Origin of the sequence: Streptomyces sp. NPDC014727 (assembly GCF_043083485.1) — a bacterium.
Lineage (GTDB): Bacteria > Actinomycetota > Actinomycetes > Streptomycetales > Streptomycetaceae > Streptomyces.
Genome location: NZ_JBIBYR010000003.1, coordinates 58,713 through 81,891, shown reverse-complemented (window position 1 = coordinate 81,891; position 23,179 = coordinate 58,713). Strand labels below are relative to the sequence as shown.

Sequence of the window (23,179 nt, the reverse complement as noted above, 5' to 3'; positions counted from 1 at the left end):
CCGACGGGCGGCTGCGGAACACCCACCTCGTCCATCTGTCCAAGTGTTCGCGGCCTCTGTCCATGAGGCCGCTTTGTCATGTGCCTTGCCGGAGCAATCGTCGGACCTTTACCGTCGGCCGCATGACATCCGGGATGACGCGACGCACCACAGTGAAGACAGTCATAGGCGCAACCGGCGTTCTGGCGCTGGGGATCCCCGCCACCTCCGGCACGGCAGTAGCTGCCGGCACCTCCGATGAATCGGGGGGAGTGAGGAGTTCCGCCCACCCGAGGACATCGGTGGAACCGACGCTCCGGTACCACGCTCCGGCCGCCGGCTGGGAGCGTGAGTCCCTGCCCATCGGCGGTGGCGCTCTCGGCGCGAGCGTGTACGGGACGCTCGCATCCGAGAGGCTCACCTTCAACGAGAAGACGCTGTGGACCGGCGGCCCCGGTTCCGCAGAGGGCTACGACTTCGGGAACTGGACCACCCCCAGACCCGACGCCCTCACCGGCGTCCAGCAGCGCCTCGACGGTCAGGGCGCTCTCGACCCGGACGCCGTCGCAGCCGAGCTCGGCCAGGCGCGCCGCGGCTACGGTGCCTACCAGGTCTTCGGTGATCTGTGGCTGGATCTGCGCAACGCCCCGGCCGCAGCCGACACCTCCTACCGGCGCACCCTCGATCTGCGAAACGCTCTTGCCGCCGTCACCTACAGACACCAAGGAGCCGCCCACACAAGGGAGTTCTTCGTCTCCCATCCGGGCCGGATCATCGCGGGGCGCCTCGGTGCAGACCGTCCGGGACAGGTGTCGTTCACCCTGCGGTACAGCTCGCCGCGCAGTGACTACACCGCCACGGCGGACAAGGACCGGCTCACTGTACGTGGTGCGCTGAAGGACAACGGCCTGCGCTTCGAGGCCCAGATCCGTGTCCGGACCAGCGGTGGCACCGTCACCGCCGGCCCGGACGGCACCCTCACCGTCACCGGAGCCGACAGCGCCTGGTTCGTACTCGTCGCGGCCACCGACTACGCCGACCGCTATCCGGCCTACCGCGGCGAAGACCCGCACAGGGCGGTCGCCGCCGCGGTGGACTCCGCCGTCCGGACCTCGTACGAGAAGATCCGCGACACCCATGTGCGCGACCATCGCGCCCTCTTCGACCGCGTCACCCTCGACATCGGCCAGGAACTGCCCGACCTGCCCACCGATCAACTGCTCGCCCGGTACACGGACGGCACGAGCCCCGCCGACCGGGCCCTGGAGGCGCTCTTCTTCCAGTACGGCCGCTATCTGCTGATCGCCTCCTCGCGGGCCGGATCGCTGCCCGCCAACCTCCAGGGCGTCTGGAACAACTCCACCACTCCGCCGTGGTCCGCCGACTACCACAGCAACATCAATCTGCAGATGAACTACTGGCTCGCCGAGGTCACCAACCTCGCCGAGACCACCGCACCGTACGACCGCTACATCGAAGCGATGCGCGCCCCGGGCCGGAAGACGGCGAAGGAGATGTTCGGGACGGCCGGCTGGGTCGTGCACAACGAGACCAACCCGTACGGCTTCACCGGCGTCCATGACTGGTCCACCGCCTTCTGGTTCCCGGAGGCCGCCGCCTGGCTCACCCAGCAGATGTACGAGCACTACCGGTTCAACGGCTCCTCCGACTACCTGCGCTCCACCGCCTACCCGGCCATGAAGGAAGCCGCCGAGTTCTGGCTGGCCAATCTGCGCACCGACCCGCGCGACGGACTGCTCGTCGTCACCCCCAGCTACTCTCCCGAGCACGGAGACTTCACCGCCGGTGCGGCGATGTCCCAGCAGATCGTCCACGACCTCCTCACCAACACCCTGGAGGCTGCCCGGATCCTCGGCGACGCCCCCGCCTTCCGCGGCCGCCTGGAAGCGGCCCTCGACCGCCTCGACCCCGGACTTCGGATCGGGGCCTGGGGCCAGCTCCAGGAGTGGAAGACCGACCGGGACGACCCGGCCGACACCCACCGCCATGTCTCGCACCTCTTCGGCCTCCACCCCGGCCGCCAGATCGAACCCGGCACCAAGTGGGCCGAAGCGGCGAAGGTCTCCCTCCGCGCGCGCGGCGACGGCGGCACCGGCTGGTCCAAGGCATGGAAGATCAACTTCTGGGCACGGCTGCGCGACGGCGACCACGCCCACAGGATGCTCGCGGAACAGCTGAAGAACTCCACCCTGCCCAACCTCTGGGACACCCACCCGCCGTTCCAGATCGACGGCAATTTCGGCGCCACCTCCGGTATCGCCGAGATGCTGTTGCAGAGCCAGCACGATGCCATCGAGATCCTCCCCGCCCTCCCGGCGAGCTGGCCGGACGGATCGGTGCGCGGACTGCGCGCCCGGGGCGGCTTCACCGTCGACATCGAATGGGCCGCGGGGCAGGCCCGCCGTGTGGTGATCACGGCGAGCCGCAGCCGCGAAGCGACCGTCCGCAGCACGCTGTTCGCGAGCGGCGAGAAGGTCTTCAAGGCGCGTGCGGGCGGGCGCTACACGCTGGAGGCCGAGGGCTGAGCGAACAGCGCGGTCACCCGCGCCGCCGACACACCGAGCCCCGTGGGACCCCCCAGTCGCCACGGGGTGCCGGTGCCCCGCCGCAGATCCTGCTCGCGGTAGCGCCGGCAGCCCCGGTGCCAGATCAGGATCCCCGCGATCCAGTGCTTGAGCTCCCGCACGTACCCGTCCAGGATCTCCCTCGCTTCCGCGTCGAGCCCGAAGTCGTCGTACAGCACCGGGAGTTCCTGCTCCGCGACGTGCAGGAACTGACGCAACCGCGACCTCATCAGGTCGTGCACGATCGCCACCCCGGTCGGATAGTCCACGCCGAAGAAGTTCTGCACGACCAGGACGCCGTTGTGCACCTCGCCCTCGTACTCGATCTCTTTCTGGTACGAGAACAGGTCGTTCATCAGGCATGCGTAGTCCGCCGCCGCGTTCTCCAGCGAACGCAGCGGACCGCTGTGGTGGATCTCGTCCGGCACCTTCCTGCCGTGGCCCAGCCGGCACAGACTCATCGTGAGGTCGGAGCCGAAGGTCATGCGTCGCATCTCGACGTAGTCCACCGGGTCCGGGATGCGGTTCTGCACCTGGTTGGCCAGCTCCCACACCCAGCTCGCGGTCATGTCCTCGACCGCTTTCCGGAACGCCCGGCGCCCGCTCGCGTCCATCGGCGCGCAGGTGCGCGCCCACAGATCGGCGAGCCCCCGCTCCAGTGCGTTGACCGGCTCGGGCGTCGCGGACCCGTCCAGGGGCATGAACAGGGACAGACGCTCATTGGCGCGCCGGGCCCCCGCCAGATCACGGGGCCGCCCGTGCACCACGGGGAACCAGTCGTCCCCGTACGTTCCCCAGGTCAGCCACTGGGAGGACAGATCCAGCTCCTCCGGCGTCGCGTCCGGGTGCAGACCCGCCGCGCACAACGGCAGATCGGTCGCGACGAGCCGCTCCTCGTCCCAGATGTGCGATCCGGGCACGCCCGGCTGAGCTTCCAGGATTCCGGTGCGACGCGCCCAGTCGACGATCCGTACCCGCGCCCCGTCCAGATGCGGGCTGAGTGTCGTGCCGAACGGCAGCTCGAAACCGGGCAGCAGGGACGGGCCGACACGCTGATGGGGCACATGGGTGTGGCTGCGCAGCCGGGCCCTTTCCGAGCGGAGAGTGAACCGGATCGACGCCGCGGCCATACCGAAGCTGGGCGCGGCCTGACCGGCCCCGCCCTCGTTCATGTAGCGGCTTGAGCGCATGTGCCACTCATGGCCGCCCGACTGCCAGTCCTGCAGCCCCTTGACGTACGTCAGAACCGCCGCGGTGTCCGCCGGGTCGAGCTCCTTCTGCGCGCAGAGCGGGCCGAGTTCGGTGAGCGCGGTGTTCTCGAACTGCTGGAGCCGTGACGTCAGCAGATCGTTCACCGCCTCGGCGGCCTCCTGGGTGGAGCAGCCGAGAAAGTGCTCAAGGACCAGCACGCCATTGCTGTTCTCCCCCTCGTCCTCGACCTCCCGCTGGTACGAGAAGAGGTCGTTGCGCAGATGCACGCCGTCGGAGAAGGCGTCCCGCAACACCCGTAGCGGGCGTTCGCCGGCCACCGACTCGGGTACCTCCGCGCCCGCCGCGTACTCCACGAGTCCCGCCGACCACGGGGCGCCGCCCACCTTGCGGCGCATCTCGATGTACTCGACGGGGTTGGCGATGCGCCCCTCGTTGATGTTGGCGAGCTCCCACAGCGACTCGTCGAGCAGGTTCTTCGTCGCCTCGGCGAACCGGACCCGCCAGGCGTCGGACATGCCCGGCACCGTCCGTGCCCACAGGTCAGCCAGTCCCGCCTCGACCGGATTCGTGGGCTCCGGCATGGGAGCACCGCGGTCCATCGGCATGAACGCAGGCAATCGGTCCAGATACCGCTTGCCGCCTTCACGGTCGCGGGTGCGCTTGAACAGCTCCAGGAAATGGTCGTCGAAGAAGAAGACCCACACGTACCAGTCGGTGACCAGCGAGAGCGCCTCGGACGAGCAGTCGGGGTGGGTGTACGCGCACAGCAGCGCGTAGTCGTGGGAGTCGAGATCCTTCTCCTCCCAGATTCCCGAACCCTCCAGCATTCCTGTGCTGCGTGCCCACTTCTTGGTGTGCGCTCGCGCCTCCTCGACATGGGCGTTGCGCCGTGCCGGATACGGAACGTAGAAGTCCGGCAGGGTGAAGGGCTGAGCCATGTGCGTCCGGCCTTTCCGAGATCTCCGTACGGCGAAGGCCGCACGGACCGGTGGTGTCCGCGCGAGCACTACCCTTCGTCCGTTCGGGGCACGCACATCCGGGATTAGTCGCATAAATAGTGCGCTCGTTCGTGGCCGGTGAGCGAGAGTCTCCGACCGGTCGCCGGTCCCGTGCACCCCGGGTCGTGTGGTCGTCAGCGTGTGCCCGTCTTCTTTCCGACCGCAGGTCAGGCACCCCGCCAGTGGTCTGGTCCACTGGCTCGGTTCGCTCCCCCCACTGGCCTCTTGACGTGCTGTCATCTCAGGTCGGAGAGTGTGCGCGCACGGCGGAACAGTGAGATCGGATCACGCACGGCTCCATCACGCACGGCTCCAAGAAGGGTTGTCATGACGTCCAAGCAGAGGACCGGACTCGCACTCGCGTTGACCACGGTCGGTGCCCTGAGCATGGCGCTGCTCAGTCCCGCGGCGCAGGCCGGTGCGGACGGGGTGCGGCCGGAATGCCCACGCGGGCTCGCATGCGACTGGGTACCGGCTGCCTACCAGCAGACGGGCGACCCCACCGACAAGGAGACGTACGGGAACTACGACACCTCGGACCGGCCGCACACCAACAAGATCAGATTCATCGTGCTGCACGACACCGAGGAAGACTTCGACACCACCCTGAAGATCTTCCAGAACCCGCTGAAACAGACCTCCGCCCACTACGTGGTGCGCTCGGGCGACGGCCACGTCACCCAGATGGTCAAGGGCAAGGACGTCGCCTGGCAGGCGGGCAACTGGTACGTCAACAGCCATTCCATCGGCATCGAGCAGGAGGGTGTCGCCGTCGAGGGTGCCAAGTGGTACACCCCGCAGATGTACCGTTCGACCGCCAAGCTGGTGCGCTACCTCGCAGCCAAGTACGACATCCCGCTCGACCGCCAGCACATCATCGGCCACGACGGTGTACCGCCCACCAGCGCATCCGGCACCAAGAACATGCACTGGGACCCGGGCACGTACTGGGACTGGAACCACTTCATGACGCTGCTCGGCAAGCCCACCGTCCCGAGCGCCCCGAAGAGCAGCGAACTCATCACCGTCAGCCGGGACTTCAAGAAGAACAAGCAGGCATTCCGGGACTGCGAGAAGGGTGTGGACCTGCCGGTCCAGGGCTCCAGCGCCGTCCCGCTGCACAGCGCGCCGTCCACCGACGCACCGCTCTTCTCCGACCCCGGCCTGCACACCGACGGCTCACCGGGCACGAACTGCGCCGCCGACTGGGGCAGCAAGATCAGCGCAACCCAGCAGGCCGTCGTCGCGGACCACGCCCCGGGCTGGACGGCGATCTGGTGGTACGGCCAGAAGGCCTGGTTCCAGACCCCGGCGCACACCCGGACCACCACGCCCACCTCCGGCTACGTGGTCAGGCCGAAGGCCGGCCGCACCGAGGTGCCGGTGTACGGGGTGGCGTACCCGGAGAAGTCCGAGTACCCCGCGGACTTCACGGACCAGCGGGTGGGCTCGCCGCTGCAGTACACCATCAAGGCGGGCCAGTCCTACCCCGGTGGCGGTGAGGCACCCACGGGCTTCTTCTACGCCCCGACGATCGATGCCTCCTACCCGCTCGACCACGCCTACTTCCGCGGCAAGGAGAAGTACGTGACGGTGCAGATCGGCCACCGGGTCGCCTTCGTGAAGGCGTCCGACGTGGACATCGTGCGCGCGCACTGAGGCCGCTCGCGGTCCGACAGCGTGACCGTACGCGTCGTGCCCTCTTCGTGAACGGCATCCGTTCACGAAGAGGGCACGAGAGGTCACCCCGCTACCTGGCGGTTCACCTGCGCGGGAGAGAGCGCGTGCTCGATCGCGAGGATCCCTGCCCCCACCGCCGCCGCGTTCTCACCCGTACGGCTCGGCTCGATGCGCAGCAGTTGCGTGGCCAGCGGGTGTGAGCGCCGGTAGACCGCCTCCCGTACACCGGCGAGCAGTTGATCGTGCACGGCGGCCAGTGCGCCCCCCATCACCACCGTGTCCGGGTTGAAGAAATTCACGAGTCCGGCGAGGACCTCGCCGACCGCCCTCCCCGCCTCCCGCACCATCCGTACGGCGTCCCGGTTCCCGGACTGCACCAGCTGCACCACATCGCTGCCCGATGTCGCATCGAGCCCAAGGCCGACCAGTTTCGCCGCCAGCGACGCACCGCCCGCGACAGCCTCCAGACAGCCCGAATTGCCGCACCGGCAAGGACCGTCGAGGTCCGCGACACGGATGTGGCCGATGTCGCCGGCACATCCCTGCGCACCCCGGTGCAGCTCGCCGTCGGCGACGATCCCGCAGCCGATTCCCGTACCGACCTTGATGTGCAACAGGTAGCGGCAGTCCGGGAAGGCGCGTCGCTGCTCGGCCAGCGCCATCACGTTCACATCGTTGTCGACGAGCGCCCGCACCCCGAAGCGGGCGGCGAAGAACTCCGGGATCGGGTACTGGTGCCAGCCCGGCATGATCGGCGGATCGACAGGACGTCCGGTGGAGAACTCCACCGGCCCCGGCACTCCGACACCGATGGGCCGCAGCGTTCCCGGCTCCCGGTGCGCCTCCTGGAGCAGGGTGCGCACCGTTCGCTCCACGTGCCGCAGTACGGAGTCCGGGCCGTCACCGATCGACATCGGCTCCTCCTGGACCGCCAGGGTCGCGCCGCCGATGTCCATCAGCGCCACCCTGCAGTGCGAGGCCCCCAGATCCACCCCGGCCACCGCGTGCTCACGGGTGCGCAGCGCCAGCCGGCGCGGCGGGCGACCGCCGGTGGACCCGCCGTCGGCGTCCTCGTCCACGAGGCCGTGCGCGATCAGCGCGTCCACCCGTTGGGAGACCGTCGAACGGGCCATCCCGGTGATCCGGGCGATGTCGGCACGGGTCGCCACCGTTCCTGAACTGATCAACGCGAGTACCTCGCCCGGTGAGTGCGAGGAGGCAGCGGACGTGCGATCCGACAGCGGAGACATGGCAGTCACCCTAAGGACGACTTTTGCTGCTCACAAGGCATCCAGCGTTCGGTCATCGGCATAAGCCCATGCCAAGTCGGTTGAAAACAAAGGTGCTTGAGCCTCTGACAGTCCTAAGGTGCGTCACGACTCTGCTCTGCAGACCGCTGAGCGAGGAGTCATTCGATGCTGAAGATGCACGGTGCGTCCAAGAGCTTCCTCGGAGTGCGTGTGCTCCACGGGGTGGGGCTCGACCTCGAAGCCGGAGAAGTGCATGCCCTGGTGGGGGAGAACGGCGCGGGGAAGTCGACCCTGATGAAGATCCTCGCGGGCGAGCACTTACCCGACGAGGGGACCCTCACCATCGACGGAACCGCATACTCCTTCAGCCATCCGGCGCAGGCCCAGGCCGCCGGAATCGGCATCAGCCACCAGGAGTTCGCGCTGCTCCCGCACCGCACCGTCGCCGAGAACGTCTTCCTCGGCCGTGAACCGACCCGGTACGGGCTCGTCGACCGGCGCGCCATGGAACGGCGCACCGCCGAACTTCTCGCGGAATTGGACCGGACCGGTATCACCCCCCGGACCCCCGTCCATGAGCTGTCGGTCGCACGTATGCAGACCGTGGAGATCGTCAAGGCTCTCGCATCCGACGTCCGGATCCTGGTGATGGACGAACCCACCGCCGCCCTCGCCGACCACGGGGTCGAGCAACTCGCCGCACTCATAAGCCGCCTGACCGCCCGCGGGATCGGCATCCTCTACATCTCGCACCGGCTCCGCGAAGTCTTCGAACTCTCCTGGCGCATCACGGTCCTCAAGGACGGCCGCCGCGTCGCCACGCTCACCACGCGCGACACCGACGCGGGCACGGTCGTACGCGCCATGGTCGGAAGGGAGCTCGGCACCTACTACCCGCCCAGGGCTCGACCGGGCGAGGCGGGTGCGGAGAGGCTCACCGTCAGCGGTGGCGGCAACGCCCGGCTCTCCGGCATCGAACTGAGCCTGCGGGCCGGCGAGGTCGTCGGCGTCGCCGGTCTCCACGGCTCGGGCCGCACCACCCTCGCCCGTGCCCTCTTCGGCGTGGACCCCTTCACCACGGGCACCATGACCGTCGACGGGCGACCTCCGAACTGCCGGAACTGATCGGTATGAGCGACCGGATCCTCGTCATGTCGCAAGGACGTCTCGCGGGCGAACTCCCCGCCGGCGCCACGGAGGAAGCCGTCATGCGCCTCGCCACCGGCGGCGGCCTTCCACGGGAGGGAGCCGCATGAGCGCGCTTCGGCCCGCCCCGACGACCGGGCCCCGCAGCCGCCCGGGGCGAACAGCCCGGCCGCGCGCGGCCGGGCCGGTGGCCGGAGTCTGGCTCGCAGCCCTCGCCGTCACCCTCCTCGGCTGGATCGCGGTCGCGGCCCGAGGCGGAGACTTCCTGACCGTCACCAACGTGGTGACGATCCTGCAGAACTGCGTCGCCCTCGGACTTGTCGCGGTCGGCCAGTCCGCCGTCATCCTCACCGGATCGCTCGACCTGTCCGTCGCCCACCTCATCAGCCTGGGCACCCTCGTCGCAGCGGAGACGATGGAGAGCGACGGCGTACTCGTGGCGGTCCTCGCCGTCCTGGCGCTCAGCACCGCCGTCGGACTCGCCAACGGACTGATCGTCACCGGCCTCAAGGTGAACGCGTTCATCGCGACCCTCGGCACCGCCTTCATCCTGCGCGGCTGGATCGAGGACAACTGCACCGGCCCCGCCGGCAAGGTCCCCGCCTCCTTCCAGCATCTTGGCTACGACCGGATCGGACCGGTTCCCGTCTCCCTGTTCCTGCTTCTCGCCGTCGCCGCCGCGCTCTGGCTGATCACCCGTCGAACGCGGCTCGGCCACCACATGTACGCGACCGGTGGCGACGAGCACGCCTCCCGGCTGTCCGGAGTCCGCACCCGGCGCACCGCCGTCGTCGCCCATGTCCTGTGCTCCCTCTGCGTCGGAGCCGCCGCCCTCTTCCTTGCCGCACGACTCGGCGCCGGGGCCCCCTGGGCCGGTACGGAGGCCCGCTACGACCTGGAGTCCATCGCCGCAGTCGTGCTCGGCGGCACCGCGCTCGCCGGGGGCCGCGGCGGGGTGGCGGGCACCCTGGGCGGGGTCCTCGTCCTCGCCGTGCTCGACAGCGTCTTCAACCAGCTCGCCGTCGACCCGTTCTTCAAGAACGTCGTCCGCGGTGTCGTCATCATCGCGGCCGTCGCCCTCTACGCGCGAGGCCGCCGCACCCCGCGGGAGAGGACCGCATGACCACCGCACAGGCACCCGCCGGCCGTCGCGTCCTGCGTGCCCTCACCACCGGCACACCTGTCTACGTCCTGCTCGCCGTGCTCCTGGCCGCGCTGGCCCTCACCGACCCGGGCTTCTACGAACCCGACCGCTTCCTCGCCTTCATCAAGCGCGCCGCGCCCCTCGTCATCCTCGCCGCGGGCCAGTACCTGGTCATCGTCTGCGGGGAGTTCGACCTGTCGGTCGGAGCGATCGTCACGGCAGGGGTGGTCGTCGCCGCCGAACTGTACGGTTCGTTCCCGGGCGCGCCCTGGCTGCTCGTCACCGCGGTGCTGCTGCTCGCCGGAGCCCTCGCTGGTCTCGTCAGCGGACTGATCACCACCCTGCTGCGCGTGCCGTCGTTCATCACCACGCTGGGCATGATGCTGATCCTCGAAGGCGCGGTCTTCTTCTGGACCGGCGGTTCCCCGCACGGCGCGCTGCCCACGGCCTTTCGCAGGCTCGGGCGCGGCACGGCCTTCGGCTGGCTGCCCTGGGCCGTCCTCGTCTGCGTCGTCGCGGGTCTCCTCGCCGTCCGGCTGATGCGTTCCGACTTCGGCCGTACGCTCCTCGCCACCGGTGACAGCGAACGCGTCGCGGCCCTGGCCGGGGTCCGGGTCGCGCGCGCCCGCACCATCGCCTAGCACGCCTCCATCCCCGCAGGCATCCAGATGTTCAAGGAGGAGGCGGCCGCCAACAACTTCGCACTCGTCGAGACCGCCGACCCCGCCGTCTTCGACGAAGCCAAGCTCAAGGACTTCGACGTCATCGTCATGCTGCAGAACTCCGGCATGGTCTGGGACACCGAAGCCCAGCGCGAAGCGATGCGGACATACGTGCGCGACGGCGGTGGCGTCGTCGCCATCCACAACACCCTCGACATGGGCATCGAGGACACCTTCCCCTGGTGGGACGAGGCCATCAACGGCGGCGTCCACATGCCCGCACACTCGCCCGGAGTGCTCCGGGGTACCGCCAAGGTCGCCGACCGCGTCCACCCCTCCACCGCGGGACTCCCGGAGCGCTGGGAGCGGCCGGAGGAGTGGTACAACTTCGACAGGAACCCCCGCGGCGATGTCCACGTGCTGGTCACCGCCGACGAAACCACCTACAACCCCGGCGGTTCCGCCAGGGGCGCGGACCACCCCATCTCCTGGTGCCGCACCACCGAGGGCGGCAGGGTCTGGGCGACCGCCATGGGCCACGACACCCCCTCGTACAGCGAAGCCGCCTTCCGCGCCCATGTCGTCGGAGGTGTCAAGTGGGCCGCGGGCAACAAGCCCGGCGACTGCGGCGGCACCGTCTGGAGCGGCTACGAGAAGGTCACCCTCGACGACAACACCGCCGACCCGATGGAGCTCGACGTCGCCGAGGACGGCCGGGTCTTCTACATCCAGCGCAGCGGCGAGGTGAACGTCTACGACCCCGCGACCCACGCCACCACCACCGCGGGCAAGCTCGACGTCTACGCCGGCGGTGAGGACGGGCTCGTCGGCATGGAACTCGACCCCGACTTCAAGAAGAACCACTGGATCTACCTCTACTACGCCCTGGCGGGCGCGACCGAGGACGTCAACCGGCTTTCCCGCTTCGTCGCCCAGGAAGGCGCCGAGAACGGCAAACGGATCGGAGACGTCTCGAACGGCGACTGGGTCGCCTTCGACCCGATGAGCGTCGAAGGCATCGGCTCGGTCGGCTATCGGCTGTCCTCGCCGTACGGGGTGGGCGCGATCGAACTGCGCGCGGACGCGCCCGACGGTCCTCTGCTCGCCACCACCCCCGTCCCCAACACCGGAGGATGGGACAACTATCAGGAGACCCCGGCCGTGCCCGTCCAGGAGCTGAAGGGCACGCACAAGCTGTATCTCGTCTTCACGTCACCGCAGAACAACGCGTTCGACGTGGACGCGGTCGCCTTCAAGAGTCCCTGACACCACATCGACGCGCTACGGGGCCGGTGTGTCGGCACCGGACCCGTAGCGCGTGTCCCTTCTCGGTAGGGTCAGCGTGTGCCGACCGCGGCACGTACGGCCCGGCGGGCCATCGCGCAGTCGTCGTGCAGGCGGCGCAGCAGCAGCCGCTGCTCCTCGCTCGACGAGAGGCCACTCGGCCGGTCCTGACCGGTGCCCGCCGGCACCGGTTCCCGCATCGCCCGCTGGACAGCCGTCTCGTACGTACGGATCTCCCGCGTCAGCACCAGCATCAGGTTCACCAGGAACGCGTCCCGCGCCGCAGGCCCCTTGGCCTGCGCCAGCTGACTGATCTGCCGCCGCGCCGCCGGTGCGTCGCCCAGGACCGCCCAGAGCGTCGCGAGGTCGTAGCCCGGCAGGTACCAGCCCGCGTGCTCCCAGTCCACCAGCACCGGACCCGTGGGCGACAGCAGGATGTTGGAGAGCAATGCGTCACCGTGACAGAACTGCCCCATGCCCTGACGGCCGCCCGCATGGGCCAGACCGTGCAGCAGCTTCTGCAGGTCGCCCAGATCGCGGTCGGTGAACAGCCCCAGCTCGTGATAGCGGGCGACCCGCGAGGCGTAGTCCAGCGGTGCGTCGAAGAGACCCGGAGCCGGCCGCCAGGCGTTGATCCGACCGATCGCACCGAGCGCGGCCCGTACATCGGCACGGGGCGGAGCCTCCGACGGATGCCGGGTCAGCGCCGCCACCCGGCCGGGCATGCGCTCGATCACCAGGGTGCAGTTCTCCGGGTCGGCCGCGATGAGCCGAGGCACCCGCACCGGCGGGCGGTGCCGGACGAACGCCCGATATGCAGCTATTTCGTGCTGGAAGCGTTCCGACCACGCGGGCGAGTGGTCCAGTAAACACTTGGCGACCGCGGTCGTGCGTCCGGTGGACCCGACGAGGAGCACCGAACGGCCGCTGCGGCGGAGCACCTGCACCGGGTTGAACTCCGGACAGATGCGGTGCACCGAGGCGATCACCATCCTCAGCTGAGCGCCCTGCGGACCGGAAAGGTCCAGCCGGCCGCTGAGCGGCGGGCCGCCCAGTCCCGCCGGCCGCCGCGGCCGAACCGTGCCGGGTGCCGGGGGAGCGGCATGCGGAGCGAGGTACGGTCCGCCGCCCGCCCCCAGGGGACGAAGCGGCCGGGGCGGGGCGGTCACGGAGGACGATGCTGTGTACATGGGCGAGACAGATCCCTTCGCACGCCGACAAGTTGCGTGCACCGCCCCGGCCGGCGGCCGTTCGGCACCCTGGGGAGTACCTAGGGCTGCCGGGCGGGGTGGCGCTTTCCTACCTGACACCGGCGCGCGGGTGGCAGACCATCTGGCGGACCCTGGCGAACCCTGGCGAATAGTCGCAAGGCATCTGACAGGGGTTACTGTCGACACAGCCGAGAACCTGGGGGCTTGACGTGACCGGAGAACCCAACACCCGCCTGTCCGACCTGTTCGGCCTTGCCGGCTGGTCCAAGGGCGAACTCGCGAGAATGGTGAACCGGCAGGCGGCGGCCATGGGCCACCCGCAACTGGCCACCGACACCTCGCGGGTGAGGCGTTGGATCGACATGGGGGAGTCCCCCCGCGATCCTGTGCCCAAGGTGCTGGCTGCCCTGTTCACCGAGCGGCTCGGTCGTGTCGTGACCATCGAGGACCTCGGGTTCGGCCGACGCGGGCGTGTGGGGAAACGGCGAGAGGTCGGGACGCAGCACAATCCCGACGGACTGCCGTGGGCGCCCGAGCGGACGGCAGCGGTCCTCACCGAATTCACGGGAATGGACCTCATGCTCAACCGACGCGGCTTGGTGAGCGCGGGCGCCGCGCTCGCCGCAGGATCGACCATCACCGGCCCCATGCACGACTGGCTGCACACCGACCCTGTGCTGGCGGCCGATGCCCCACGGACCAACGACCCGTTGTACGCGGATCCCGCCGGCTTCGACCGGTACGAGGCCGCGCCCATCGGGTCGGAGGAGATCGAGGCGCTCGAACGGTCTGTCGAGGTGTTCCGCGCCTGGGACGCGTCCCGAGGCGGCGGACTCCAGCGCAAGGCCGTGGTGGGCCAGCTCAACGAGGTGGGCGGCATGCTCGCCTACCGTCACCCCGACCATCTTCAGCGCCGCCTCTGGGGCGTCGCCGCCAACCTCGCGGTGCTCGCGGGATGGATGTCCCACGACATCGGCCTCGAACCCACCGCCCAGAAGTACTTCGTCATCGCCGCCCACGCGGCGCGCGAGGGCGGCGACCGCCCGCGAGCGGGTGAGGCACTCTCCAGGGCGGCCCGGCAGATGATCCACCTGGGCCGCCCCGACGACGCCCTGGACCTGATGAAGCTCGCCAAGTCCGGTTCCGGTGACATGGTTCTGCCACGCACTCAGGCGATGCTGCACACCATCGAGGCCTGGGCGCAGGCGTCCATGGGCCGCGGCCAGGCGATGCGCCGCACACTGGGCAAGGCCGAGGAGCTCTTCGTATCGGACAAGAGCGATGTGCCGCCGCCCAGTTGGATGCAGCTGTTCGACGAGGCGGATCTGCACGGCATGCAGGCCCTGGCGTTCCGTACGCTCGCCGAACACGACCCGTCGGCGGCGATCGTGGCCCAGCGCCATGCCAAACAGGCTCTGGAGCTCCGGGCCAACGGACGCCAGCGCTCCAAGATCTTCGACTACATCTCACTCGCCTCGGCATGCTTCATCGCGGACGACCCCGAGCAGGCCGACCGCTATGCGCGGCTCGCCCTGGTGACGATGGGGGAGACCTCCTCGCACCGTACCTGGGACCGGCTGCGCGAGATGTACCGGCTGACGGGCCAGTTCGCGGGCTACGCCAAGATCGAGGACCTGCGCGAGGAGATCAAGCTCGCCCTGCCGCAGAGCTCTATCATCAGGCAGCCCAGGCGCTCGTCGGAGATCTGAACATGCGGGCCCCGCGATGAGGGGGCGCTGATCACGTCCGACCACCGACTGATCGACCGATCACAGTCCGGCCGTCGCATTGTCGAGTACGGTACTCGCGGCTCGTCGGCTGCGGACCGTGTCGTGTCGGGTGTTCCGTGTGCCCGCTGTCCTCGCGCAGGTGCGGCTGTTCCCTATGCCTCGATGCGGGCGATCAGCACACACGCGTCGTCCAGGCGCTCGGTGCCACCGAACTGCGTGACGACCGACCGTACGCACTCCCGTGCCGTACGGGCCTGTGCGAAGCGGGGGGCGAGTGCGAGCAGGGCGTCCGGCCCCGCATCCCGGTCGCTGTGGCGGTTCAGTCCGTCGGTGTGCAGGACCAGCACGTCACCGGGCAGCAGGTGCACTTCGTCCTGCTCGTACGCGACACCGGAGGTTGCGCCGAGCAGGACCCCGTTCGGTGGCAGCAGCGGGCGCCCCTTTCCGTCGCGGAACAGCAACGGTGCGGGGTGCCCCGCCTGCGCCCAGGTCAGGACGCCGGTGGACGGCTCGAAACGGCAGCACACCGCGCTGCCGAGGGCGGGCTGGACGGAGGATTCCAGTAACTGATTGAGATGTCCCATCAGGGCCCCCGGCTCGATGCCGGCCACAGCCATCCCACGCAGCGCACCCAGCAGCATCGCCATGGCCGAGGTGGCCTGGATGCCGTGGCCGGTCAGATCACCGACCGTGAGGACGGTCCGGCCGTCCGGCAGTTCCAGCGCGTCGTACCAATCTCCGCCGATCAGCGAGCTGGACCGAGAAGGGAGGTAGTGGGCCGCGACATCCAGCGCGCCCACCCCCTGCGAAGGGAGCCGCAGCGAGTCGCGCCACGGCGGCAGCACGGTTTCCTGCAGTTCGACCGCCATCCGGTGCTCGGTCTGTGCCCTGTGCTGTCGACGTCGTAGCGAGTCGTGGTTCGTGCGCACTGCTTGCTGGCTGCGCCGCAGATCGCTGACATCGCGCAGGACCGCCCACATGGAGGCTGTGCAGCCGTCCGCGTCGAGGACGGGCTCACCCATCATGTGGAGCGTGCGCATCCGACCGTCGGTCCGCAGGACGCGGAATTCACCGTCTATCGGCCTTCCGTCGACCAGGCAGTCCGTCACCATGGCGGTGAGCAGGGGCTGGTCCTCGGGAAGGAGCAGGGAGGGGAGCTCGTCCAGCGAGAGCGACCCCATCTCCGGGGATCTGCCGAAGATCTGGAACAGCTCCTCGGACCAGGTGACCTCGTCGGTCAGTAGATTCCACTCGGCGCTTCCCACCCTGCCGATGAGGGAACCGTGCTCCGACCGGCCGAGGGTCTCGTCCGAGGTGTCGAGTGCCGGAGCGTCCGCGGTCTGTTCCGGCGGAAGGCCCTCTCTGAGCTGTCCCAGATGCGTGCCGAGGTCGTCGAGGTGATGGACCGCCAGGTCACAGAGCGCACGCTGCCAGCGCATCTGCGCGTCTTCCTCGTCGATCAGTACCGTGTCCCGCCGCACGGCATCCACGTCGCCACGCAGCCGACGGGTCCGGCTGATCAACGCGTCGACGGCATGTCGTTCGGGCGGCTGGGGGGCAGGGCGGTCCGCGGACAGATGGGACGGCATCTCGTACTCCGATACAGGCGCGGCGCGACCAGGTCTGGAAAGTGGACCGTAGACGACTGTCGCACAGGCCGCGGGGGCTCGTAAGGGATTTGGCAACACTCGATACGGTGTTGCTTCTGGCATATGCCACAGGCGGTGCGGGGCTTCGATCCGTCGAACAGCCTTGCTGTCGCGGGGAGTTGATGCAAGTCGCCCGGCGCGCGCGGATGGTCGCGCGCCCGCGCGCGCAGTCCCCGAACGGCGCGTCCGGCCGAGGCGGGGGGCGTACGCGAAGGAGCCCCCTTCGGGGGTGGTGGTCGCGGCATCCGGCCCGGATGCGTCGGTTGGTGGCGGCGCGGGCGCGGTGGGCTCGGGTGCGGATCCCGGTCGGATCGCCCTCGAACGCCCCGGCGGGTGGTGTGGTCTTGGGCCGGCCCGGCGGGAAGGGAATGCGGCCTGCCTCTCTCGCGTTACGACACCAGAACGAAAACGACACCCATTCCCACCGGGGGAATCGGGGTCGAGGAAGAGTCTGGAGGCGTACATGGCCCGCAGTGAGGCCCGCCCCGTGGTGACACTCCGGTCGACGGCCGGAACGGGGCAGAGCTATGTGACGCGCAAGAGCCGCCGGAACAACCCTGACCGGCTGGTCCTGCGCAAGTTCGATCCCGCCGTGGGGCGGCACGTCCTCTTCCGTGAGGAACGCTGACCCCGGCTCGTCCGGCCCTCTCGCGGCACCAGGAAAGGAACACGCGTGAAGTGACCACGCCGCGGGGCGGCCTTTCTGGTCCGCTCGACCGTGCCCGTGAGCTCGGATGTGCGGGTGACGTGGGAGGACGGCCTGAGCCGTCCCGTCGTCGGCGTGGAGACCTCGTCGGCGAGTCACCCGTTCTGCACCGGGACCAAGCAGGTGCTGGGTAGGTCCGGCCGCATCGAACGGTTCACCCGTCGCTACGGCGGCCGGACGCCCGTGGCAGGCTGATCGGCGCCACCCTGAAGTGGTGATTCCGTGCTCTGCATCACAGTGCTGGGCGCGAGGTCCTGGGAACGCGGCGCGATGGTTTATCGTTCACCTATATGTGGATGTCGTGTATCGCGCCCACACCCGAACCGCCCCGGCTGGATTCCCCCGATCCGGCCGGGGCATTCTTTTGTTTGTCCCATGGACGGTGGTCGGATCACGCCGGGCCCCACGTCGAGGGGCTGGTCCTGAGCCACGTACGCGGAATCGACACCGCCGCCAGGTGGAGGCCGCAGCCCACGTACGGGATTGCGTCGCGGAACGTGCCCCCGTGACCATGCAGTGATGGACCGGCCCGGACTGCGGCCAGCCTCACGGCAGCTTCCTGGGCACCGCCTCGATCAGTAACGCACCCGCCGCCGGCAGCACGGCCACCGTGGCCGCGGCGCCCGGCCAGAGCCGTACCGCCAGGGCGGTCACGGCCGCACCCGCCACGACCGCGGTCAGCCGGCCGGCCACCCAGCGGTCCCCCCGGTCCCACGATCGCAGCGCCAGGCGGCTGACGAAGGACGTGAGCGTGCCGGTGAAGTAGTTGGTGGGCGTAGCCCGGATGCGGCCCTGAATGCCCATGGCCACGGCGATGAGCACCAGCAGCCCCAGCAGGTCCCCTACGGAGGTGATCAGGCCCAGCCACCACAGCACGGCTCCCGCGGTGAGCAGCGCCACCTCGATCAGCAGCATCCACGGCAGAGGCCACCGCCACCGCTCGCTCATCCACGCACCGCACATGACGCCGATGCCGTACGCGACGAGCGCGGTGATCACCCGCAGGGCCACCCCGTGCTCCCCGACACCGGCGGCAGAAGCGCCCAGCAGCACCAGGTTCCCGGTCATCACCCCGGCGAAGACCTGGCCGACACAGATGAAGACGAACGCATCCGCGGCCCCGGAAGCGGCCGAGAGAAGCAGCAGAGCCCATTCGCTCCACGGGTCGCGCCCGATGGCGGGGAGAACAGGAGTAGACACGTCTGCATTCTCGACTCAGCCCCGCCGAAGCAGGTGCACACCGCCTGCCCGGCGCGGCGAGTCAGGCACGACCGGGCATCGTCACTCCTGTGGATCCGCACGGCGGAGCATTCGCACCACACCGACGCGCAGATCGTCGTCGGCGTAGGTTCTGCATGGTGAACAGACACATAGCCTTCGAGCGACTGCACAACTTCCGTGACATGGGCGGGTATCGGGCGGACGGCGGCCGTCAGGTCCGCTGGGGACGGCTCTACCGTTCCGACTCGCTGGGCAAGCTCCGCGACGAGGACTGGGACCGCTTCCTCGGCCTCGGCGTCCGCACGGTCATCGATCTGCGCTACGACTGGGAGATCGCCGCCAAGGGGCGCGTACCCCACGCACCGGGACTGCGGTACCACCACCTCAGCATCGAGCACCGGCCCTACGACCAGGCGGCCCTGGGGCCGGGGGTGGAGACCGGACGCTTCCTCGCCGATCGGTACACGGAAGTGGCCCATGACGGAGTCGCTGAACTCCGCCGCGCACTGGACGTGATCGCCACAGAGGACAGCGCACCCGCCGTCTTCCACTGCGCGTCCGGCAAGGACCGCACCGGGCTGCTCGCCGCGCTCGTTCTGTCCCTGCTCGGCGTGTCCGAGGACGACGTCGTCGCCGACTTCACCCTCACCGAGCTCGTCACCGAACGGCTCCTGGCCGACTGGCGGGCGGACCACGCCGGCCAGGAACCGGACTGGCCCGGGTTCGGCAGGGCTCCCGCCGACGTCATGCGCCTCTTCCTGGCCGATCTCGCCGCGACCCACGGCTCCGTCCACGGCTATGCCACCGAACTCCTGGGGGTCGACGGGGAACTGGTGGCGGCGTTGCGCAGAAACCTCCTCGTGTCCGTCGACGAAGACGGGCCGGGCGGGAGCGGCACGACGGTCCGGAGCGACTGAACCGGCGCACGCCGGTCCGCATGGGGTGATGTACGTCCGCGCAGACCGGCTTGCGTGCCGCTCACCGAAGCGGCCGTCGGGATCACCACACCGTTACGCCCCCGGCCGGCGGAGCCCGTCGCCGACATGTGAAATGCCTGGCCCGATCCGATGCGCGCCAGGCAAGATCATGGGATGACATGGACAGCACCTGATGTAGAGCGCACACCCGGTTCACTCGTGGCGGGTGAGCGGGAGATGCTCACGGGCTACCTTGCGTGGTTCCGCAGCAGCCTCTTGCGCAAATGCGCCGGCCTGACCGGGGAACAGCTGGCCGAACAGACCGTACCGCCGTCCAACCTCACGCTCCTCGGCCTGATCCGCCACATGGCGAAGGTCGAACGCGTCTGGTTCCGGCAGCGGTTCGCCGGTCAGACGCTCGATCCGATGTACGACCCGGGGAAGGGCAAGGACGCGGACTTCGAGGACCTGGACCCGGCCCGCGCCTCCGAGGACTACGCGCGCCTCGTCGAGGAATGCCGGCTGGCGGACACGATCGTCGCCGACGCCTCGTTGGACGACACCTTCACCCACGCCGACGAGGTGTACTCGCTCCGCATGGTCCACGTCCACATGATCGGGGAGTACGCGCGCCACATCGGCCACGCCGATCTTCTGCGCGAGCGCACCGACGGTGTGACGGGAGCGTGATGCGCCACTGAGCCAGGGCGTTCCGTCCGGATCAGGCCGGATCGGCGAGCGCGGCACCCGGACCCGGCCGGATCCAGGCGAACGCTCCCGGCCCGGCGCGGGGGCCGACGGCTCGCCGGACGCTCCGAGGCGGCCGGTCGACGGGTCACCGGGGGAGCGGGGCCGATCAGAGGCCGAGGTCACCGAGTCCGGGATGACCGTCCGGTCGCCGGCCCATCGGCCAGTGGTACTTCCGGTCGGCTTCCCGGATCGGTACGTCGTTGATGGAGGCGTGCCGTACGCTCATGAGCCCGCTCGCGTCGAACTCCCAGTTCTCATTGCCGTACGAGCGGTACCAGTTGCCCGAGTCGTCATGCCACTCGTACGCGAACCGCACCGCGATCCGGTTGTCCTCGAACGCCCAGAGTTCCTTGATGAGCCGGTAGTCGAGCTCCTTGGCCCACTTCCGGGCGAGGAACGCGATGATTTCCTCACGTCCGGTGACCCACTCCGCGCGATTTCTCCACCGGGAGTCCTCGGTGTAGGCGAGTGCCACCTTCTCCGGTGTCCGGGAGTTCCAGCCGTCTTCCGCCAGCCGGACCTTCTCGGCAGCCGACTCACGCGTGAACGGCGGGACCGGGGGACGTACTGTCATGGTCTCTCCTGTGATTCCTGATCTCGGTGCCGGTCCCGACCCTAGAGTGTGGGCCCGATGCGCGCCGTCCGAAAGTCGCTGTGGCTGTCGACGCCCGCCGAGCCGACGCCCTTGACGCGTGCGCGTCGGTGGCTATGGTCTGGTCCAAGCGCAAGGCCGCCTTCCGTGCACCTCCTGCTTCACGGCGTACGCGGTGGTGGATCTTGCCGAGCCCTTCGCGCCTCTTGGCCCCCACACTGGAGAGGCCGGCCTGCCACCGGTCGGGTCCCCACAGCCCGATCGTGCGCAGCGACGCCTCATGTGAAGGAGAAGCATGCACGCGAAAAGGAAGACAGCCGCAGCCATCGGTGCCTTGCTCGCACCTGTACTGGCCCTGAGCCTTCCGGCCGGTTCCGCCGATGCCCATGGATACATCTCGTCACCTCCGAGTCGCCAGGCCCAGTGTGCTGCCGGGACCGTGAGCTGCGGTGACATCAAGTACGAGCCGCAGAGCGTGGAAGGCCCCAAGGGGCTCACCAGCTGCAGCGGAGGCAACAGCCGGTTCGCCGAACTCGACAACGACTCCAAGGGGTGGAAGGTCACCCCGGTGAGCGGGACCACGTCCTTCCAGTGGGTCCTGACCGCTCGGCACGCCACGAGCACGTGGCAGTACTTCGCGGGCGGCCGGAAGGTCGCCGAGTTCAACGACAACGGGGCACAGCCCGGTGCCACCGTCACTCACCAGGTGAACTTCGGCGGACTGACGGGCAAGCAGAAGGTCCTCGCTGTCTGGAACATCGCCGACACCGCCAATGCCTTCTACGCCTGCATCGACGTGAACATCGGCTGACCGACGAGACGGTACCGGTGCCCCGGAACGGGTGCCGGTACCGTCCCCTGGCCCGATTGGACGTCTGCCGCCGGAAAGCGTTGCGGTGACCACTCCTCGCCCGGGGGCTGCTGGTCGACCGTGGCGGCCGTGGCCGAGTCCCTTTCGAGCGCGGCCGAACGTCGTACTTGTCCAGGGTCAGTCGGAGGTCCGACGCAGGACCAGGCTGACGAAGCCCCATGTGTTCCGGTAGACGCGCAACCATTCGGTGCGACGGGCCGAGGCGGTCTCCAGTACCTGCACGCTGTCCGGGTCGGCCGGATGGTCCAGGGCCCAGGAGGCCAGCGACCCCCAGCAGGCCCACTCGTAGTCGTCCAGCTCACGGCGCGAGCTGACATGCCCGTGGACGGGAGTCCACCCGTCGGCGACGACGCGGTCCATGGTGGTCGCGAGGTCGGTGAAGTCCCCGAGCATCTCGACGGCTTCCGGTGTGGGCTCATGCTCCCAAAATCCGTCACCGATCAGGACACGTCCCCCCGGAGCCAGGTGCTTGCGAGCGGCCGCGAGGGTAGGCAGCAGGCCGCCGAACGCATGGGTGGCCCCTACGCTGGTCACCAGGTCGTACGAGTGCGCAGAACGGAAGTCGGCCGCCTCCTGGTGATGCAGTGCGAGACGGGCCTGGACGCCGAGGCGGACGGCGGAATCGTGGGCCTGGCGAAGGGCGTCCTCGGAGACGTCGACGCCCTCGGCCGTCAGGTTGGGGTGCGTGGTCATGGCGCGCAGCAGCCATTCCCCGCTGCCGCAGCCCAGGTCGAGTACGCGCGCGTCGCCGTGCGGGACGCCGTGTGCCAGCAGTTGCCTCACGGAGTCGTCATCGAGTGGGGATTTGATGGGGTGGCCGGCATGGGCAAGTCTGGAAATCCGTTCACGGTTCACCGGCACAGCCTGACAGCAGGATGGGCCGCACGCATGCCATTTCTCCCGTGGACCGGGCCCCTGCCGCACAGCAACCGAATCACAGCGACCGGCGACGGACGCGGCGTTGAAAAGCCCGGCGATGCCGGAGCGGGAGCGGACGGGGTCCGGCGGCCGTACGGTGGTCGATCTTCCCGGAGCCGACGGACCACAGCGTACTTCCGGGGCGGCCGATTCCTCGGGCGAGCGAAGTCCGTCCGCCCCGGTCACAGAGCGGCCGACTCCGGGAGGCCGGCCGGCTCCGGTACCGGCTCCATGGGCTTACGGTCAGGAAGCAAGGCTGCCACCAGCCGTACCGCTCCGGAGAGTGCGATCAGCATCGTCGGCGGGCGCATCGGCAGCGGCCTTCCCTGCAGGCAGCGATGAACACGCGGCGCCTGCTTGCGGGATGGGATTTCCGGGGCGTGGACCCCCGGATCGTAACAGGTGCCGGGGGTGCGAGTTCGTGCTCCGGCTCGGGAGGGCCCGCGGGGTGAGCGGTCGTGAGGTGACCGGATTCCGGGGCGGCCGGGACGTGGACGGCGTCTGCCACGCCGGTGCCATGTCGTGCCGCCCCGATGGCCGGACCCTGCCGAGGGGGCCTGCCGCATGCCGCATGCCGAAAGCCGGTGACCCGTGGTCGCCGGCCGTGTACGGTCCGGCTGATGTGGCCTGGCAGGAAACGCCTTGCCGTCCGGTCCGGCCCGGTGGGCGAATGG

The 23,179-nt window shown here is 69.4% G+C and carries 18 protein-coding genes and 2 pseudogenes; 13 read left to right on the top strand and 7 right to left on the bottom strand.

What is annotated here, in order from left to right:
* Positions 1-122 precede the first annotated feature (122 nt).
* Positions 123-2,525, top strand: a complete 2,403-nt coding sequence (locus tag ACF1B9_RS06420) for a glycoside hydrolase N-terminal domain-containing protein (RefSeq protein ID WP_391739407.1) — start codon at positions 123-125, stop codon at positions 2,523-2,525.
* Here ACF1B9_RS06420 and ACF1B9_RS06415 read toward each other — a convergent pair.
* On the bottom strand, positions 2,501-4,714 hold the full coding sequence (locus ACF1B9_RS06415) for a germacradienol/geosmin synthase (RefSeq protein ID WP_391739406.1): 2,214 nt from the start codon (positions 4,712-4,714) through the stop codon (positions 2,501-2,503). The genes ACF1B9_RS06420 and ACF1B9_RS06415 overlap by 25 nt on opposite strands.
* 387 nt (positions 4,715-5,101) lie before the next feature.
* Between ACF1B9_RS06415 and ACF1B9_RS06410 the strand changes: the two genes are divergently transcribed.
* Entirely contained in the window at positions 5,102-6,433 is a 1,332-nt protein-coding gene (locus tag ACF1B9_RS06410) for an N-acetylmuramoyl-L-alanine amidase (protein WP_391739405.1), read from the top strand.
* Positions 6,434-6,516: 83 nt separating this feature from the next.
* Here ACF1B9_RS06410 and ACF1B9_RS06405 read toward each other — a convergent pair whose 3' ends face one another.
* A complete protein-coding gene (locus ACF1B9_RS06405; RefSeq protein WP_391739404.1) occupies positions 6,517-7,704 on the bottom strand; it encodes an ROK family protein in 1,188 nt (395 codons plus the stop codon).
* A gap of 165 nt (positions 7,705-7,869) precedes the next feature.
* On the opposite strand from ACF1B9_RS06405, the gene ACF1B9_RS06400 reads away from it, so the two are divergent.
* The 5 genes and pseudogenes from ACF1B9_RS06400 to ACF1B9_RS06380 all read left to right on the top strand — a co-directional run.
* A complete protein-coding gene (locus tag ACF1B9_RS06400; protein WP_391739403.1) occupies positions 7,870-8,829 on the top strand; it encodes a sugar ABC transporter ATP-binding protein in 960 nt (319 codons plus the stop codon).
* 5 nt (positions 8,830-8,834) lie between these two features.
* On the top strand, positions 8,835-8,960 hold the full coding sequence (locus tag ACF1B9_RS06395) for a hypothetical protein (RefSeq protein ID WP_391739402.1): 126 nt from the start codon (positions 8,835-8,837) through the stop codon (positions 8,958-8,960).
* Positions 8,957-9,973, top strand: a complete 1,017-nt coding sequence (locus tag ACF1B9_RS06390) for an ABC transporter permease (RefSeq protein ID WP_391739401.1) — start codon at positions 8,957-8,959, stop codon at positions 9,971-9,973. Before ACF1B9_RS06395 ends, ACF1B9_RS06390 begins: the two co-directional genes overlap by 4 nt.
* Entirely contained in the window at positions 9,970-10,635 is a 666-nt protein-coding gene (locus ACF1B9_RS06385) for an ABC transporter permease (protein ID WP_391739400.1), read from the top strand. Before ACF1B9_RS06390 ends, ACF1B9_RS06385 begins: the two co-directional genes overlap by 4 nt.
* Positions 10,636-11,922, top strand: a pseudogene (locus ACF1B9_RS06380) (ThuA domain-containing protein); the annotation flags it as partial.
* 71 nt (positions 11,923-11,993) lie between these two features.
* On the opposite strand, the gene ACF1B9_RS06375 reads toward ACF1B9_RS06380, so the two are convergent.
* Positions 11,994-13,130 carry an aminoglycoside phosphotransferase family protein gene (locus ACF1B9_RS06375; RefSeq protein ID WP_391739399.1) on the bottom strand — a complete coding sequence of 379 codons (1,137 nt, stop codon included), beginning with the start codon at positions 13,128-13,130 and terminating at the stop codon, positions 11,994-11,996.
* 230 nt (positions 13,131-13,360) lie between these two features.
* Between ACF1B9_RS06375 and ACF1B9_RS06370 the strand changes: the two genes are divergently transcribed.
* Positions 13,361-14,860, top strand: a complete 1,500-nt coding sequence (locus ACF1B9_RS06370) for a hypothetical protein (protein ID WP_391739398.1) — start codon at positions 13,361-13,363, stop codon at positions 14,858-14,860.
* Positions 14,861-15,033: 173 nt separating this feature from the next.
* Here ACF1B9_RS06370 and ACF1B9_RS06365 read toward each other — a convergent pair whose 3' ends face one another.
* The gene (locus ACF1B9_RS06365) at positions 15,034-16,470 is read right to left on the bottom strand and encodes a PP2C family protein-serine/threonine phosphatase (RefSeq protein WP_391739397.1); all 1,437 of its coding nucleotides are present in this window, start codon (positions 16,468-16,470) and stop codon (positions 15,034-15,036) included.
* 523 nt (positions 16,471-16,993) lie between these two features.
* On the opposite strand from ACF1B9_RS06365, the gene rpmG reads away from it, so the two are divergent.
* Both rpmG and ACF1B9_RS06355 read left to right on the top strand, forming a co-directional pair.
* Positions 16,994-17,158: a 50S ribosomal protein L33 gene (rpmG, locus tag ACF1B9_RS06360; protein ID WP_326763837.1), complete on the top strand. Its 165-nt coding sequence runs from the start codon at positions 16,994-16,996 to the stop codon at positions 17,156-17,158.
* 69 nt (positions 17,159-17,227) lie between these two features.
* A pseudogene (locus tag ACF1B9_RS06355) lies at positions 17,228-17,431 on the top strand (50S ribosomal protein L31); the annotation flags it as partial.
* A 351-nt stretch (positions 17,432-17,782) separates the two neighbouring features.
* Here ACF1B9_RS06355 and ACF1B9_RS06350 read toward each other — a convergent pair.
* Positions 17,783-18,436 carry a YoaK family protein gene (locus tag ACF1B9_RS06350; protein ID WP_391739396.1) on the bottom strand — a complete coding sequence of 218 codons (654 nt, stop codon included), beginning with the start codon at positions 18,434-18,436 and terminating at the stop codon, positions 17,783-17,785.
* Between the two features lie 158 nt (positions 18,437-18,594).
* Between ACF1B9_RS06350 and ACF1B9_RS06345 the strand changes: the two genes are divergently transcribed.
* Both ACF1B9_RS06345 and ACF1B9_RS06340 read left to right on the top strand, forming a co-directional pair.
* Complete coding sequence (locus ACF1B9_RS06345) at positions 18,595-19,374, top strand: tyrosine-protein phosphatase (protein ID WP_391739747.1); 780 nt, start codon at positions 18,595-18,597, stop codon at positions 19,372-19,374.
* Positions 19,375-19,548: 174 nt separating this feature from the next.
* On the top strand, positions 19,549-20,064 hold the full coding sequence (locus ACF1B9_RS06340; RefSeq protein ID WP_391739395.1) for a DinB family protein: 516 nt from the start codon (positions 19,549-19,551) through the stop codon (positions 20,062-20,064).
* A gap of 166 nt (positions 20,065-20,230) precedes the next feature.
* Here the strand turns inward: ACF1B9_RS06340 and ACF1B9_RS06335 are convergent, their stop codons facing one another.
* Positions 20,231-20,698: a DUF1348 family protein gene (locus ACF1B9_RS06335; protein WP_391739394.1), complete on the bottom strand. Its 468-nt coding sequence runs from the start codon at positions 20,696-20,698 to the stop codon at positions 20,231-20,233.
* A gap of 313 nt (positions 20,699-21,011) precedes the next feature.
* On the opposite strand from ACF1B9_RS06335, the gene ACF1B9_RS06330 reads away from it, so the two are divergent.
* A complete protein-coding gene (locus ACF1B9_RS06330) occupies positions 21,012-21,527 on the top strand; it encodes a lytic polysaccharide monooxygenase auxiliary activity family 9 protein (protein ID WP_376277279.1) in 516 nt (171 codons plus the stop codon).
* Between the two features lie 177 nt (positions 21,528-21,704).
* Here ACF1B9_RS06330 and ACF1B9_RS06325 read toward each other — a convergent pair whose 3' ends face one another.
* On the bottom strand, positions 21,705-22,442 hold the full coding sequence (locus ACF1B9_RS06325; RefSeq protein ID WP_391739393.1) for an SAM-dependent methyltransferase: 738 nt from the start codon (positions 22,440-22,442) through the stop codon (positions 21,705-21,707).
* Positions 22,443-23,179: the final 737 nt, after the last annotated feature.